The sequence below is a fragment of the Bacteroidota bacterium genome, assembly GCA_018266835.1.
Taxonomy (GTDB): Bacteria; Bacteroidota; Ignavibacteria; order Tepidaquicellales; family Tepidaquicellaceae; genus JAFDZO01.
Map to the genome: position 1 here is coordinate 233,493 of JAFDZP010000001.1, position 15,763 is coordinate 249,255.

Annotated in this window: 10 protein-coding genes; 6 read left to right on the plus strand and 4 right to left on the minus strand. The window is 35.5% G+C overall.

Features of this window, described 5'->3' with window-relative positions; translation table 11 throughout:
• Positions 1-161: 161 nt before the first annotated feature.
• The gene (locus JST55_00950) at positions 162-989 is read right to left on the minus strand and encodes a glutamate racemase (protein ID MBS1492043.1); all 828 of its coding nucleotides are present in this window, start codon (positions 987-989) and stop codon (positions 162-164) included.
• 156 nt (positions 990-1,145) lie between these two features.
• Here JST55_00950 and JST55_00955 point away from each other — a divergent pair, with 156 nt between their 5' ends.
• The 4 genes from JST55_00955 (at position 1,146) to JST55_00970 (ending at position 8,602) form a co-directional block, all read left to right on the plus strand.
• Complete coding sequence (locus JST55_00955; protein ID MBS1492044.1) at positions 1,146-1,373, plus strand: hypothetical protein; 228 nt, start codon at positions 1,146-1,148, stop codon at positions 1,371-1,373.
• The gene (locus JST55_00960; GenBank protein MBS1492045.1) at positions 1,364-1,762 is read left to right on the plus strand and encodes a type II toxin-antitoxin system VapC family toxin; all 399 of its coding nucleotides are present in this window, start codon (positions 1,364-1,366) and stop codon (positions 1,760-1,762) included. The genes JST55_00955 and JST55_00960 overlap by 10 nt, the downstream gene beginning before the upstream one ends.
• Positions 1,763-2,032: 270 nt before the next feature.
• Positions 2,033-3,916 carry a DEAD/DEAH box helicase gene (locus JST55_00965; GenBank protein ID MBS1492046.1) on the plus strand — a complete coding sequence of 628 codons (1,884 nt, stop codon included), beginning with the start codon at positions 2,033-2,035 and terminating at the stop codon, positions 3,914-3,916.
• An 855-nt stretch (positions 3,917-4,771) separates the two neighbouring features.
• Positions 4,772-8,602 (plus strand): T9SS type A sorting domain-containing protein, encoded by a 3,831-nt coding sequence (locus JST55_00970; GenBank protein ID MBS1492047.1) that lies wholly within the window; start codon positions 4,772-4,774, stop codon positions 8,600-8,602.
• Positions 8,603-9,926: 1,324 nt separating this feature from the next.
• On the opposite strand, the gene JST55_00975 is transcribed toward JST55_00970, so the two are convergent.
• Positions 9,927-13,028: a hypothetical protein gene (locus tag JST55_00975; GenBank protein ID MBS1492048.1), complete on the minus strand. Its 3,102-nt coding sequence runs from the start codon at positions 13,026-13,028 to the stop codon at positions 9,927-9,929.
• 244 nt (positions 13,029-13,272) lie between these two features.
• Here JST55_00975 and JST55_00980 point away from each other — a divergent pair, with 244 nt between their 5' ends.
• Positions 13,273-14,073 carry an ABC transporter ATP-binding protein gene (locus JST55_00980; GenBank protein MBS1492049.1) on the plus strand — a complete coding sequence of 267 codons (801 nt, stop codon included), beginning with the start codon at positions 13,273-13,275 and terminating at the stop codon, positions 14,071-14,073.
• A 197-nt stretch (positions 14,074-14,270) separates the two neighbouring features.
• On the opposite strand, the gene JST55_00985 is transcribed toward JST55_00980, so the two are convergent.
• Positions 14,271-14,885, minus strand: a complete 615-nt coding sequence (locus tag JST55_00985) for a hypothetical protein (GenBank protein ID MBS1492050.1) — start codon at positions 14,883-14,885, stop codon at positions 14,271-14,273.
• Positions 14,886-14,970: 85 nt separating this feature from the next.
• Between JST55_00985 and JST55_00990 the strand changes: the two genes are divergently transcribed.
• Entirely contained in the window at positions 14,971-15,375 is a 405-nt protein-coding gene (locus JST55_00990; protein MBS1492051.1) for a hypothetical protein, read from the plus strand.
• On the opposite strand, the gene JST55_00995 is transcribed toward JST55_00990, so the two are convergent.
• On the minus strand, positions 15,376-15,729 hold the full coding sequence (locus tag JST55_00995; GenBank protein ID MBS1492052.1) for a sulfurtransferase: 354 nt from the start codon (positions 15,727-15,729) through the stop codon (positions 15,376-15,378).
• Positions 15,730-15,763 lie beyond the last annotated feature (34 nt).

Sequence of the window (15,763 nt, forward strand, 5' to 3'; positions counted from 1 at the left end):
TCAACCCGATTAATCTCGCTACAAAGCTCCGGCTTCGTAGCGCATAATACCGCGAAACTCTGTTTCGCAGTGAAGCGGAGCTTCACATAATATGCATTCCCAAGCTGGAGCTTGGGAATGAGAACACTTAAGATTCGACACTTCAGCGTTAGAACGTAAAACTAATTCAGTTTTATCTTCTGCACCTTGTTCAGCTTCCGTCCTAAAAATCTTTCACTTACATCTTTAAATTTATGCTGAAAGTCAGTTACGAAAAATCTATGCTCGCCTGCTTTTTTCTGTGTGTTCAGTAAATTCTTTTGAGTTAAAATTATCTTAGCCTGCTTTGCCGTCTCTTCACCTGAGTCAATCAGTAAAATCTTTTTCCCAAGCACTTTTTGTATAGTATTTTTAAGAATAGGGTAGTGCGTGCATCCTAAAATTAAAGTATCGATGTTCAGCTTAGTAAACTCATGCAAATATTCTTTAGCAACAAGCTCGGCAATTTTATTATCTGTCCATCCGTCTTCTGCAAGCTGCACGAAGAGTGAGCATGCCTTTGAAAAAACCTTCGCGCCTTTATTTTTTTTATGGATTTCTTTTTTGTATGATTCAGTCTGCACTGTGCTCATTGTTGCAATCACACCGATTCGTTCACTCTTTGATTTATTCACGGCAGCTTCTGCGCCTGGAGTTATCACTCCAATGACCGGCACCTTCGTAATCTTTTGCAAAAACGGAAGCGCATTGGCTGATGCAGTATTGCATGCAACAACGATGAACTTAACATTTTTCCTGAGCAGGAATTTCAGACATTCAATCGAATATAAAATAATCGTTTCTTTTGATTTCGTTCCGTAGGGAAGTCTGGCAGAGTCACCCAGGTAAATTATATCTTCATTCGGCAGGATATCGAACAGCGATTTTGCAACCGTAAGTCCGCCGATACCGGAATCGAATACGCCAATCGGTCTTTTCTTTAGCTTGTTTTGTAGTTTTTTGTCTTCCAAAATTATTATAAGTAAGTAAAATACTTAATTGGCGGGAAAGGTTAAATGTATATAAAGGGTAATAAAATTGTGATAGGTATTCTCACCCGTTAAAAATGAACTCTTTTATAGTATGATATGTATTTAATTTTAGTAAAGAATAATCTAAATTTAACTATGGAATACATTAAAGAAATATTGAATTCAAAAGAAGAAATTTTAAGAATTAAAATTCCTAAAGAATTTACTAACAGGAATCTTGAGCTTACTATAAAACCTGTTGATGACACAATATCTGAATCCAGGAAAAAATTTCTTGAGTCGCTTATAAATTGGCCTGAAATGACGGATGAAGAATACAATAGTTTTTTAGAAAAAAGAAAACGATTTGGTGATTGGAAATAGTCTGTTTAGATACCGATGTTTTAATTGAGCATAAACGAGCAGTAAGAAAAAATAAAAAAGAAACTCTCCTTTATAAACTTTCCGAAAAATATTCGATAGCAGTTACAGTAATTACCGTATTTGAATTATTACGCGGTGATAATTCAGATGAAGATAAATTCTGGCAGGATTTTTTTGATTTAATACATGTTCTTGATTTTGATATTGAATCTTGTAAGATTGCTTCTAAAATTGATAAAGAGCTTACAGCATCCGGTAATAAATTAGATGTTAGGGATATCTTTATCGCATCAATATGCATTAAGAATAATATTCCTTTAGCTTCCAATAATAAAAGGCACTTTGAAAGAATTAAAGAACTAAATCTTATTAATAATACCTCTAAGTAATTTGCTTTCGTATACGGGACTTTCTTAACGAGAAGAAATGCCGATTTCTTTCTAATAACGACCAACGATCTACTAACAACGACCAATAAAATACCATTACGAATTAAGTATCTATTGGTATATATTATTCGTATCTTACTAACAGATTAAATCCTCTATAAATTTAGCCGTTCAGGTAAACCCATTCGCCGCGTGGCGAATCCCGCAAAACTTATTTTGAGACTTAATAATTTAAAAAATCTAAACAGATTAGAACGACACGTTCAAACTATGGAAACATTGAAATTCGAAGAATTATCCCTTTCTAAAGAAACGCAGAAAGCTGTTGCTGAAATGGGCTTTGAAGAAGCCACTCCGATACAATCGGCAGCCATTCCTTTCATATTAGCAGGAAGAGATGTAATTGGTCAGGCGCAGACCGGAACAGGCAAAACAGCATCATTCGGAATTCCGATCGCGGAATTTATAGATGCAGCCTCAAAAAAAGTGCAGGCATTGGTTCTATGTCCGACAAGAGAATTAGCAATACAGGTCGCAGAGGAAATCTCTCAGCTTATCAAATACAAAAAAGGCATACACATCGTACCAATATACGGCGGTCAGTCTATCGATAGGCAGATAAGAACTTTAAAAGCCGGAGTGCAGATTATCATCGCAACTCCCGGTAGAATGATTGACCACATAAACAGAAAAACTGTTAACCTTGATGACGTTAAAATGGTAGTTCTTGACGAAGCAGATGAAATGCTTAATATGGGATTCAGAGACGACATCGAAGAAATTTTAAAATCGGTTCCGGCAGAAGGAAGGCAGACAGTATTTTTCTCTGCAACGATGCCTCCGCCGATAATGCAGCTGACAAAAAAATATCAGACAAATCCTGAAATAGTGAAAGTAGTTCATAAAGAGTTAACTGTGCCGAATATCGACCAGTTCTTTTTTGAGCTCCGTCCGGGAATGAAACTTGAAGTGCTTACACGCCTTCTTGATATTCATGACCCTGTGCTTTCATTGGTATTCTGTAATACGAAAAGAGCAGTTGACGATTTGGTTTCTCACTTACAGGCAAGAGGCTATGCAGCCGAAGGCTTACACGGTGACCTGAAACAATTATTCAGAGACAGAGTTATGGCTAAGTTCAGAGCAGGTAAAATTGAAATCCTTGTTGCGACTGACGTAGCAGCAAGAGGTATCGATGTAGATGACATTGATGCAGTATTCAATTACGATATGCCGCAGGATGAAGAATACTACGTTCACAGAATCGGAAGAACTGCCCGCGCAGGACGCAAGGGACAGGCATTCACATTTGTTAACGGAAAAGAATTCTACAAGCTAAGAGATATCGAAAGATATACAAAAACAAAAATTGTTAAAAAAGAAATTCCTACTATATCCGATGTAAAGGAAATAAGAGAAACACAGCTTATGACAGAACTGAAGGAATCAATCCTTAAAGCAAGAGAGAACTCAGTGAAGGTAAAACCTATCATTGAAAGACTTCTTGAAGAAGATTTTGATACCATGGATATTGCTTTAGGACTTATGCATCAGATATTATCTGCAGTGCCTGAGCTACCTAAACAGGAAGAGTTCAAGCCTGAAAGATATGACAGAGACGATAGAGGCGGTGATAGAGGTCGTGGCGGTGACAGAGGTCGCGGTAACGATAGAGGACGCGGACGTGATGACAGAGGCGGCGATAAAAAAGGTAAGTGGGGCGATAAGAAGAAATTCGGAGACAGAGATAACAGAGGCTCAAGAGATTCAGGCGGTAATAGAGACAGAGATGACAGAGGAAACAGAGACGGCTATAACAAGAGCAGCTTTGATAAAGGTCGCGGACGCGACGGCGACAGAGGCCGCGGTGGTGACCGTGATGGTGGAAGAAGCTACAACGACCCAAACATGGTGCGTTTATTTTTAAACGGCGGCAAGAAAGATAACATTCAGCCGAAAGATATCGTTGGAGCAATTGCAGGTGAAACAACAGTGCCGGCAAAAGCAATCGGCGAAATAAGCATGCTGGATAGTTTCAGTTTTGTTGAAGTCGATAAAAAATATTCACGCGATGTTGTTGAGCAGATGAAAGATAAAAGAATCAAAGGCGTAACAGTCAATCTTGAAGTTGCAAAACCCAAAGAAAGACGCTAAGCTAATTAATCCCGCTAAAGCGGGACCAGCAAGCTGGTAATCAATAAAGAATAATTAATAATTCTAAACACACGAAACTGTTCCCCTCCTTACCAAGGAGGGGTTAGGGGTGGTTTAAAGAGTAACACTAACTCCATTCGGTTCATTCCGGATGGAGTTTTTTTATGCCAATTTCACCCCCCCTTGAAAAGAAGGGGAGACTGTTGTATTCATATCCTCATTCCCAACGTCCTCGTTGGGAATGTAAGAGATAAAATATTTCTTCATTTGGCTTAGTTCGTCATGTAAGACAACCACCCCCTTCCCCCCTCCTTGAAAAGGAGGGGGTTTGTTAAGCATAATTACTTAGTCATCCTTGCGTAGGCGGGATTCCAATAATAAAAAATACTTACTCCATTCGATTCATTTCGGATGGAGTTTTTTTATTTGGAATTATAAGCTGTTCTCTTTGCTAAGGTACAGCTTCGTAATGTAAGATAACCACCCCCTTCCCCCTCCTTTAAAGGAGGGAGACTATAAGCATAATCAAATGTAATCTCGTGCTCGAAAAGAAATTCATTAATAAAATTAAAACTCCATCCGATTAAGTTCGTATAGAGTTTTTTTATGCCAATTTTTCCCCCTCCTTACTAAGGAGGGGGCAGGGGGTGGTTTAAAAAGTAACAATAAACTCCATTCGATTCATTTCGGATGGAGTTTTTTATTTGGAAAGTACTTTTCCCTGACTTAAAAATTCCTTCAATTAGTGTGGAACATTGTACAAAAAAAGTACCTGAATTTTATGAGATTAAGATAGTATTTAGATTTAAAAATCAATATTTTTACCCATCAATATCTAATCTAAAAAAAACTGCTATGAGAAAAAGTACTACTCATTTAATGAGTATTTGTATTATTGGAATACTATGTATTTTATTCCAATCAAACGTTTTCGCCCAGTTAACAGGCGGTAACGTTTACCCGATCAACGGGACGGAAAATGCTCCCTCATCTTTCCAATCCCTGAAAACAGCAATCACTTATTTATCTGCAAACGGAGTCAACGGTTCCGGACAGGTTGTACTGGAGTTTCAGGCTCCATACGATCCTGCAGCAGATACAGTACCAAGTGCAAGTATAACAATTCCAAATATTACAGGCACTAGCGCATCACTGGGAGTTACATTCAGACCAGGCACAGGATTTTCAACAAAGATATCAATCTCAATCGCAGCCGCAGGTTCAATTATTCTGAACGGAGCGAAGTATATTACTTTCGACGGCAGACAAGGGGGTTCAGGCGCAACGGGTCTTACTCTGCAAAACGGAACTAACGTTGCAACCGCTTTAACATCAACTGTGCAGCTTATAAACGATGCGCAGTTTAATACTTTCACATATCTTACTTTTGCAAATGCTGCTACTAACTCTTCTTCGGCAACTGCAACAGTTTTATTTGGTACATCAACCGGTTCAACAGGTAACTCAAATAATACAATTTCTAATAATACTTTCGGACCCGTAGGCGGTTCTTTAACTTCATGCTCATATCATATTATCAGTTCAGGTACAGCGGGAGTTTTGAACGCTTCAAATTCAATCACCAATAATAATATTACCAATTTTGTATTCAGAGCTATAGTTATTACCGGAACAGGTTCAGGTGATAGCTGGGTGATAACAGGAAACAGTTTCTATAGCTCAATTGTAGGAACAGGAACACAAAGATGTGTAAACTTTTTATCAGGTTCAGGTTCGGGACATACAATATCAAATAACTTCATAGGAGGCCAGGCTGCAAACTGCGGCGGCGCAGCTTATGTTGCCAGTGCAATAATTGCAATAGACTTGGCAGTCGGAAACGGCGCTGCTACATCTGTTCAGGGGAATGTGATGAAAAATATGGCAAATGTTTTTACTTCTACAGGAACTTGTTTTGCCATGATGCAAATTACTGCGGGTAATTTAAATATCGGAACTGTAGCAGGTAACGTACTGGGTTCGCAATCCGATACAGGCAGTGTAAGGATTAATACGACTTCTACTACTGCCTCTACAATATTTTCTTTTGGTATTATAGTAGCCGGAGGAACCGGAACAATTGATATCCAAAATAATACTTTCGGTTCAATTACTTTAAATCCTATCGGAGTAGCATCAGCAAGTACTTTTATCTTCAGAGCTGTTGACAACGAGGCAACAACACTTACATCTATAAACATTTCAAATAATAAAGCAGGGGGATTAGTAACTAACAGTATGAGAAGCTCAGGAACAGGAAGACCTGTTGCAATTCAAGGCTTCGTTACATTTTCCACTGCAACTGTTACAGGTGATTCTGTAAGAAATATTACTAACAGCACAACAAGCGGGTCAATAGGTGGTTTTGGTTTCTTTGACGGAGTGACCGGACAAACTTATACGTGCAGAAATAATGCTATGAACAATTTTTCTGCTTTGACAAATACAACTGCAATATCCGGTATTACAGCTCAGATAACTGCAGCTTCCGTTATTTCCAGTGTAGCTATTAACAGAAATACAATGACTAATTTTACAAGTACAGGTAATGCTAACGTAGGAGGTATAATAATTACTAATGGTTCTCAGACAGGTTCATCGCTAAATGGTGTGTGCGATAGTAACTCTATTACAACTTTTTCAAATTCAAATTCTGGTACATCCGCTGTAGTTTACGGTATTCAGGGCGCGACTTCAACAACTACAGGGCTGGATATCAGTTATAATACAATAAGCGGATTATCAACAGCTTCTGCAAGCACAACCAATACATCTACAAGCGCAGTATTTGGTATCGGACAGCCTTCCGCTGCCACTAACCTTACCATTACGCAAAATAATATCAACACGCTTTCATGTACCGGTGCGGCAGCAACTCATGTTATAGGTGTAGGTGTTTTCGGCGGAGGTACAATTGCAAGGAACAGAATTTACGGTTTAACAAATGCCAACGCAACTACTGCAGGTACTGTAAAAGGAATCGTAATGAGATCTACAGGTACTTTCAATGTTATTAACAACCAGATTTCAATTACAGGACCAACTAACGATATCGGAGTTTACGGAATTGAAAACAACTCTGCAGCAACTCAAATCAATGCTTACTACAACACTGTGCACATCGGCGGAACAGCAACAGGTACAAATAATACAACTGCTTTCTTCCGTAACGGTGCTGCAGTAAACACAATTGTTGATTTAAAAGATAACATTTTCAGCAACATCAGAACAGGCGGTACAGGTCAGCACGTATGCGTTATCAATAACAGCACAACACCTGCAACCGGATGGGATTCAACCTCGGGCAAAAATAACAATAACTTCTTTGTTATTCCTGTGGGAGCAACTAATGTTGGTATATGGAACGGTTCAAACCTTACTTTCTCCACATGGAAATCAACTGTTAACGCAGATATTTTATCCATCTCTGCAAACAACACAGCAGGTACTACCGATGCATCAAATATAAATATCGGAAATTTTTATACAAACTCTGTTGGTAACCTGAACATACTTATTTCGAATATTGAATCATGGTTCACAAAAGGTAGAGGTACACAAATTGCTTCAGTTAATAACGATTTTAATTCAAACCCGCGCAGCACATCAGTAGCGGGTGGGGCGCCTTGTATCGGCTCACATGAATATACTCCGTTAACTGCTCCTCCGACTGCTTCAGCAAGCGGAGCACCGGCTCTTAACACAACAACAACATACACACTTGGCGGCAGAACTGTCGGAAGTATTGCATGGGGTGGAACAGGCACAGTGCCTTCTTCTGTTACATTCCAGTTCTATCCGGGAGCAAATCCTCCTAACTCAATAGGATTCAATGTAGCAAATGGATACTGGGTTGTAACAGTGCCGGACGGTTCAGGTTACTCATATGATATCGTTCTGAATTATGATCCTTCAATGATAGGAACAGTTCCTGCAGATACAAACGTTATGATTGCAAAATCTGAAGACGGCGGAACAACTTACAACGCTTACTTAGTTTACGGTACAAATGCAGGCGAGTACGAACGCAACTCTGCCCAGCATTATATTACTCTTCATGGACTTACAAGCTTCTCTTTATTTGCGCTCGGCGATAACAACGCTCCGCTTCCGGTTGAGCTTGCTTCGTTCAGTTCAGTTGTTGATAAGAGAAAAGTTACATTGAACTGGTCAACTATGACTGAGCAGAATAATTCAGGATTTGAAATCGAAAGAAAAGCTGTTAATGCAAATGCATGGAGTAAAGTCGGTAACGTTGCAGGAGCAGGGAATTCAAACACTGTTAAAAATTATTCATTCAGTGAAAACAATGTTGCTACAGGAAACTATAACTACAGATTGAAGCAGATTGATAACAACGGAAATTATAAATATTACAATTTATCAAATGAAGTTGTCATAGGTGTTCCGGCTAAGTTTGAGTTAAGCCAGAACTATCCTAATCCTTTCAACCCTACAACAAATATTAATTATGACCTGCCGTTCGACAGCAAAGTCTCAATTAAAATATTTGATATAACAGGTAAGGAAGTTTATACACTTGTAAATCAGGTTCAGCCTGCAGGATTTAACACAGTTAAATTCAATGCATCTGAGCTTTCAAGCGGAACATACTTCTACATGATAAACGCTGAAGGCGGAAATCAGTCATTTACCAAGACATTAAAAATGACATTAGTAAAATAATCTGCAGACATAAGTCAGGCTTCTGACTTTTGTTGAAATTTAAAAACTCCATTTGGCGTATGCCGGATGGAGTTTTTTTTTATTTTGATACCGCCCCCTTAATCCCTCCCGCCTTTGGCGGGACAGGCTCTCCTTGAAAAGGAGGGGGTTTGCTGTGCATAATTATTTTATTTTCCACTGAATTCGGGAATCGAATCATCAATATTAATATTCTCATTCCCAACGTCCCCGTTGGGAATGCAAAAGATAAAATTTCATACTCCATTCGGTTCATTCTGGATTGAGTTTTTTTATTTTGATACCGCCCCCTTAATCCCCCTCCTTGTAAAGGAGGGGGAGACTTTTTGCTATAATAATCTCATTCCCAACGTCCCCGTTGGGAATGCAACAGATAAAATTTCATACACTATTCCATTCGCATCAAGTCCATTGGTAGAGACGCAAAATTTGCGTCTCTGCATCAAAATTTGGAACGTCACAACATAAAATATATTCAGAGTAAGTAAAATTACTTACTCAGAAAGTTTGTAAAAACAATAAAAAAAATGTATTTTGTATAAGGTGTAAATTTGCTGTTTCATGCAAGGTAAGACGTAATTATGAGGCAGCGGAAATTACCCTGGCAGAATCGGTACGGTATTGCAAAATACACGGCGAAGTACCGGTTAAGATTTAACTTTCCTTCTATTCTTTTTCCCGCTTGTTCGGAAGGGGAGTGGCACTTAACTCCATTCGGAAATATCCGGGTGGAGTTTTTTTATTATGTGCGGAATCCTTATTTGAATCAGTATTAATTCTTACGTATGATTTAAATCTTCATAATAAAAAACCCATCACGAATTTAAATAAAAATCCCGGCGTAAATTAAAAATTCTTACTATAAGTATTTGTTAAAAAATTATAAGAGCAGTATTTTATAGAGTTGTAATTTGCTTTGTAAACCCCAAAAAGCAAAACGGCCGAGAGTAATTTCATCCGGCAAATATTGCAGTCTTATTCCTGCCCGCGCGGGAATAATTCTGCTTTAAAAATTTGATTTAATTTTTGTTTATAAGCTCCATCTGCGAAAGCGGTTGGAGTTTTTTTGTTGTGGGGGATTAACCGTCCTCGTTGCGATGTTATCACTTATCAAATCCCGCTTTAGCGGGACTTCAGCTTCGCAACGTAAAATTTTTAGCATCAGTAATTCTTCCCCCTCCTTTATAAGGAGGGGGAAAGGGGGAGGTATGAAATTAATCTTGTTAATTGTAGAGTGTATATTGCAACTAAATTCATTCCGAAATTCCTATAAAGTTTTTGGAATAGAGAATTTCTTGAATGTACTTTAAATTCTAAATGCTAAATCATAATTTTCTAAATCCGAGATATATAAATCAAATTGCATAATAATTTTAATTATGATGTCTTGTTTAATTTTAATTATTAATTTTTCGTCTGATAATAATTTATTTGTAGCATCTAATGACCAATCTAATGGCAGATTTTTTGAAAATTGATCCTTCACATATTTTAAATCTTTATCTATTGTTTTTGCATCTACAATGGTTACATTTATGTCAAATAAATCTTCAAAATAGTTAGGGTCAATTTTAATTACTTTTTTAAAAGCTTTTTCAAAATCACTAAAAATATATTTGCTATTATAATTATGAGAATCTAATCGAAATATAGGAATATTTTTATAGGATCCTACGTATTCTTCAAAATCAAAACGCTTCTCTTTCCATCCAGGCAAAAAATCTATAGAATTTTGTATATCGTTATCATAGAATTTATAATCATAGCCCATTATTATTAATGTCGTGTTAAGATTTTTATTTTTTCGAAACTCAATCATTGAGTCTAGTAAATATAAAACACTGTCAAATATTTGAACTTCTTTCTCTTTAAAAATTAGTTCAAAAAAATATTCATTTTCTGATTGAGCTAGAGAGCCTCCAAAATCATGGAAATCACCAATTGGCAAATTAAAATTTTCTATGAAATATTTTTTTTCATCACAAAGTTGGCGATTAAATCCAACATTTTTAAGTTTAATAGAGTTATCATCTGTTAAAGATAAGTTCTTATAAAGCTCAAAGAATTTATGGAGTAAATTATTTTTATTCCATGATTCAAATACAGATTGCTTAAAAGAACTTACTTTGGTTTCCGAAACTGGTAACTCAGTTATTTCAAGTTCTATTTTTTCCTCATATCTTTTTTTTAAATTATCAAATAGTAAAATTAAATTTTTACTTCTTTCATTGAATTCTACTTCATCGATACCTCCTAAATATTTTTGCCATTTATCATAATTTTGGGTTATTTCGTCACACTGAACTTTTACTGATTCACTTAAAAATTTAAAGTCTATCTCTGAAGATATTTGGTTAATGTTGTCTAAACTATAAAATCCGTATTTAATTATATAGATTATCCATGTAAATGTTAACCAAGCAGAAGGATTAACTTTAGGTGTGTATACTTCTCCAGATGCTCGTAATTCTTCGTTACCCCAAGCATCCATATCAAACAACGCACGCGTTCCCCTGCTTTCTTTAATAAGTGCATTCAATTTATATTCATTTTCGTAATTAGTTTCTTCAAAACATTCTAAAAATAAATCTAATGTCGTTTCAGATATTAGAGTATTTTTATACAAATAAAATAACCAAGCTTTCAATCCAAATAAAACTGAATTAAAATTATATACAATTTCTTCCGCGATTTCACGATACTTTTTAACTTTCAGTATTTCATTTACATTTTTCTCAGGTGAAAGTTGAAGTCTGAAAAGATTCATTTTGTATTTAAACTCCATAAATTCATCATATTTTGCAAATTCCTTAAATTTTCTTAAAGTGTTTTTTAGTAGTTCAATTTCATTGTTATCAATTAAAGTTTTTAAAAATCCTGATAAAGCATAGAAAGCATCATAGTAAAATTGAGGTAAATTTTCTCGTGACTTAACATCTTCATGTCTATATTCTATATTTAAATATATTTTTACAATTTCATAAAAATTTCTAATAGATCGGTTTGCATATTGTTGTTGCAACTTTTTATCATCATTTAACAAATAGTATATTCTGTTAATAAAGAAAATATATTTACTATATATTTCAGTTGTCCTTTTGGGTATTGACATGCTAAGAACAGAAATTATAAATCGATAAATTGCATCTAAAATTTCACTATCATCACTTTTAGCAGCTTTTTCAAAAGCATTATATATATCAATATCTAAATCATTTATAATATTCCATTCCTTCAAGAAAAAACTAATATTTGAATATTTATTTTTAATAATTTCATTTCCATAAGTTGATATTTCATTAGCGAACTCTTGATAGATTAACATTATTAGTGAAAGTGTTTTTTTTACTTTTTCGACTTCCTTGCTATTTATTGAATTTTTTAATCGAGCTAAAATACTCTTTTTTAGATTTTGAAACTCCTCATTTGAGATTTGTCCAGTTTCAATCTTAAATATTTTTTTATAATTACGTTGTAAATATGATAGTAAGCTTTTGTCAGGAATTCTAAAAAATAAATTATTCTTATAGATTGTTTCATTCAATCCAATTGAATTATATAAATATGATCCATTGTTTTCAGTTTTATAAGGAATTTTTTTAAGAAAATTATGTAAATTTTTTAAATTGGTATCTTTAATAATTTGATTTTGTTTGTATGGGATAATAAAATCATATTGATTTGTTTCTAAAGAATAAACGCCTTCTTTGAAAAATGATGAAATTTGTTGTAGAGACTCTCGATATACATTTTTACTCATTCTAATAATTAAATCTCTTTTTAATTCTTTTTTTAATAAAAAAATTAATTTTTTTGAATAAACAACATCAAGTAAATCAGAAGTTAAAAATTGATATATTTTGTAGAATAAATAACCTATGGCAAGTATTGAGATAATAGTAAAATACAAAAATAATACAACTATTCTTATTAACTCATCTTCGGTAAAAAAAAGTAATCTATCTTTATCTCGAAAAAATGATATGAAGAACATTATTGCAATATTTGATAAAATAAAATAAACGATAGGATATAGCTTAGATTCTTCAAAAATTGTAGAAAATAATTCTTCGTTTTTTCTCCGATTTTGCATGGCATTTATAATAAATACAAACACAGTTATTGTAATACTGAATAGAGTCACTAAATTTCCTAATCTTCCATCAAGTATAGAAATGGACTCTTGCAAATTCAAATAAAATATAGTAGGGATTTTGAAATCTATTAAGCAAAGTGAATAGGAAGCTAGTACAAGTAAAAAAATAAACCATGCACCTTTAGGAGATTTTAAAATATCAAATATTAGATATAAAATAGATTTAAGTGATTCTTTTTTGTTAAGAGGATGTTTCTGATTAAAAATGAAATTAGTTTCTTGGCTTAACCATTTTTTATGTTTTGGGGTCATAAATTTAAATTTAGATAATTTAATTAAAAGTTAATACTAATGAAATCGATTTATAAAAATTAATAATACACTATAAGGTATTTAAGCTTCTCCCGACGATGACTTTCGTATTTAGAATTTTGATATTTTAAGATTAAATTTGTTCTTTCCAATACTGATTCATTATAGGGAAGTGCGCATAATAATTCCTCCTTCCAATTTTTCTTCCTACAATCTCCGTTTCATTTTCTGTATTTTTCTAGATATGATTGAAATAAAAAATATAACAAAGAGTTTTGGTTCCAAGCAGGTTTTGAGAGGCGTGGATATGAATATCGAGTCTGGCAAAACACTTGTAATTATAGGTCGAAGCGGCTGCGGAAAATCTGTGATGCTTAAGCACATCGTGGGACTGCTGAGACCGGACTCGGGTGACATAATTTTTGAAGGTAAGAGCATGAATGCCATGAAGGAAAAAGATATCTATGCAATGAGGAAGGAGATAGGATTTCTGTTTCAGGGCGCTGCGCTGTTTGACTCAATGGACGTCGGGCAGAACGTAGGGCTTGCGCTGAAAGAAAATGACAGACTCTCCGATAAAGAGACCGATAAAATTGTTGCAGAAAAACTTGAGATGGTGGGACTGCCGGGCATTGAAAGAATGAAGCCCTCGGACCTCTCGGGCGGGATGAAGAAACGCGTATCGCTTGCAAGAGCTATAAGCACGAACCCTAAATACATTTTGTATGATGAGCCGACTACGGGACTTGACCCCGTAATGAGTGACCAGATTGACGACCTTATAAAGGAGTTATCGGGCAAGCTGAATATTACATCAATTGTTGTAACGCATGATATATTTAGCGTTTACGATGTTGCCGATCACGTTGCTATGATGCATGAAGGGAAGACGTATTTCTTCGGTACTCCGAAGGAGCTTGTAGAGACGGACGATAAAATAATACGGGAATTTTTAGCAAGAACCGATAAAGAGGCGCATGAAGCGCTTGAAAGAATCGAAGAAGAAGAGAAAGAAAAGCATGAAAAACTGACAGGCAAAAAATAAGCAAAAAAGGTCGGATTTCGTTCAAATAAATATTGTTAATACATAAAGATAAAATCAACTTTACATAATCTGGAAATAAGTCAATAGATTAACATATATTTAAAATTGTTTTTTAAATTTTCGCGTAACTTTTACATAGATACAAAAAACCCCGCCAAAAGCGGGGTTTTTCGTTTATAATTGAAACTTATTTGAAATCAATTTGAAAAGGTATGGCTTACGATTGTAATTTCAGGGGAGGTAATCGGGATTCCGAAAACTTCCATAGTAGGTCTTGCTCTGAGTGAAAGTCTTGATGAAGAGCCGTTGCGTCCGCCGATCGCAAGCGCGAGGTTCATTAAGCTTTCAAGGCCCTGACCTTTAATGTACTGAAGCAAGTCCATGCTGATAGCCATAGGAATAGTTGTTTCCTGTCCTACGCCGGGCACGGTTATATTTGTCATAACTCCGTTGATAGTCGGAGTATCATCTACGTATAAATTCCATTCCATTCTTGAAAGCAGCGATGAAGAATTTGCCGAGCCGCCTGCTGTATTAGGATTTTTTGCAAGCAGGTTGAGTGTAAATCCTACAGGTAATCTTCCCTGAGCAATGTTAGAAGTCAGGTTAGCGATATCAAGAATTCCGATCTGGTTAAAGCTTGAGAGATTAGCAATGTTGACTCCCGCAGCGTTGAAATTATTTACCGAGCCAAGCTTGAACTGAAGGCGTTTTAAATTTGTAAGTGTATCAACAGCCGTACAGCCGAAGTTCATTGTAGCAAATGCTCCGACAATGCATAGAATTACAAGAGTTTTTGCTATTGCTTTCATTCTAAAAATTTGCAAGTTAAATTTCATATTTTTTGGGTATTTTGATTGAGGGGTTTTATGTTAGTTGACTTAATAATAGACAAAAATGTACGAAAATAAAAATCAAAAATTAATTTCAAAAGCTAAATTTAAGAGCAGGGTTTTTAGAAATGCAAGATGGTTCCTGATGCTCTTAGGAAGTGCTCTTTTCATAGGTATGCTTGGATATCGAATATTAGGAGGATTTAGCTGGGTAGATTCTTTTACAGAAGCATGTATGATCTTAGGTGGGATGGGACCGGTAAAGGATATGGATAACTCTGCAGTGAAAATCTTTGCGGGGATTTATGCAATCTTCAGCGGAGTAGCTTTCTTATCCGGAGTAACGCTTTTGATTTCACCGTTCTGGCATAGGGAGCTTCATAAATTTCACCTTGCAGATGATGATACAGATAAAGATACGGATGATAAAGACGAGAAAAAGAAAACAGCTTCGAAAAGTAAAAAGTAGTTATTCTATATCACCCAGCGATTCGTTCCAGCCTCTCCATCCGCCATCCATTGAGATGACATTTGTGTATCCCATTTTCTGCAGGTTGTGTGCAGCTAAAGCCGAACGGAATCCGCCTCCGCAATAGAGGACAATTTTCTTGTTCTTATCAGGAATGTGAAGATGAATGTCCCGTTCGATTATTCCTCTACCTATGTGAATTGCGCCCTTTATTTTGCCCTGGGCAAATTCGTTGTCTTCTCTTGTATCTACTAATACAAAGTCTTCTTTATCGGCGTGCATCTTTTTTACATCATCGATAGTGCATTCTTTGATTTCTTTTTTTACTTCTGCGCAGAGTTCGTGAAAGTTCATTTGAGTTATGAGTTATGAGTTATGAATTGGAACA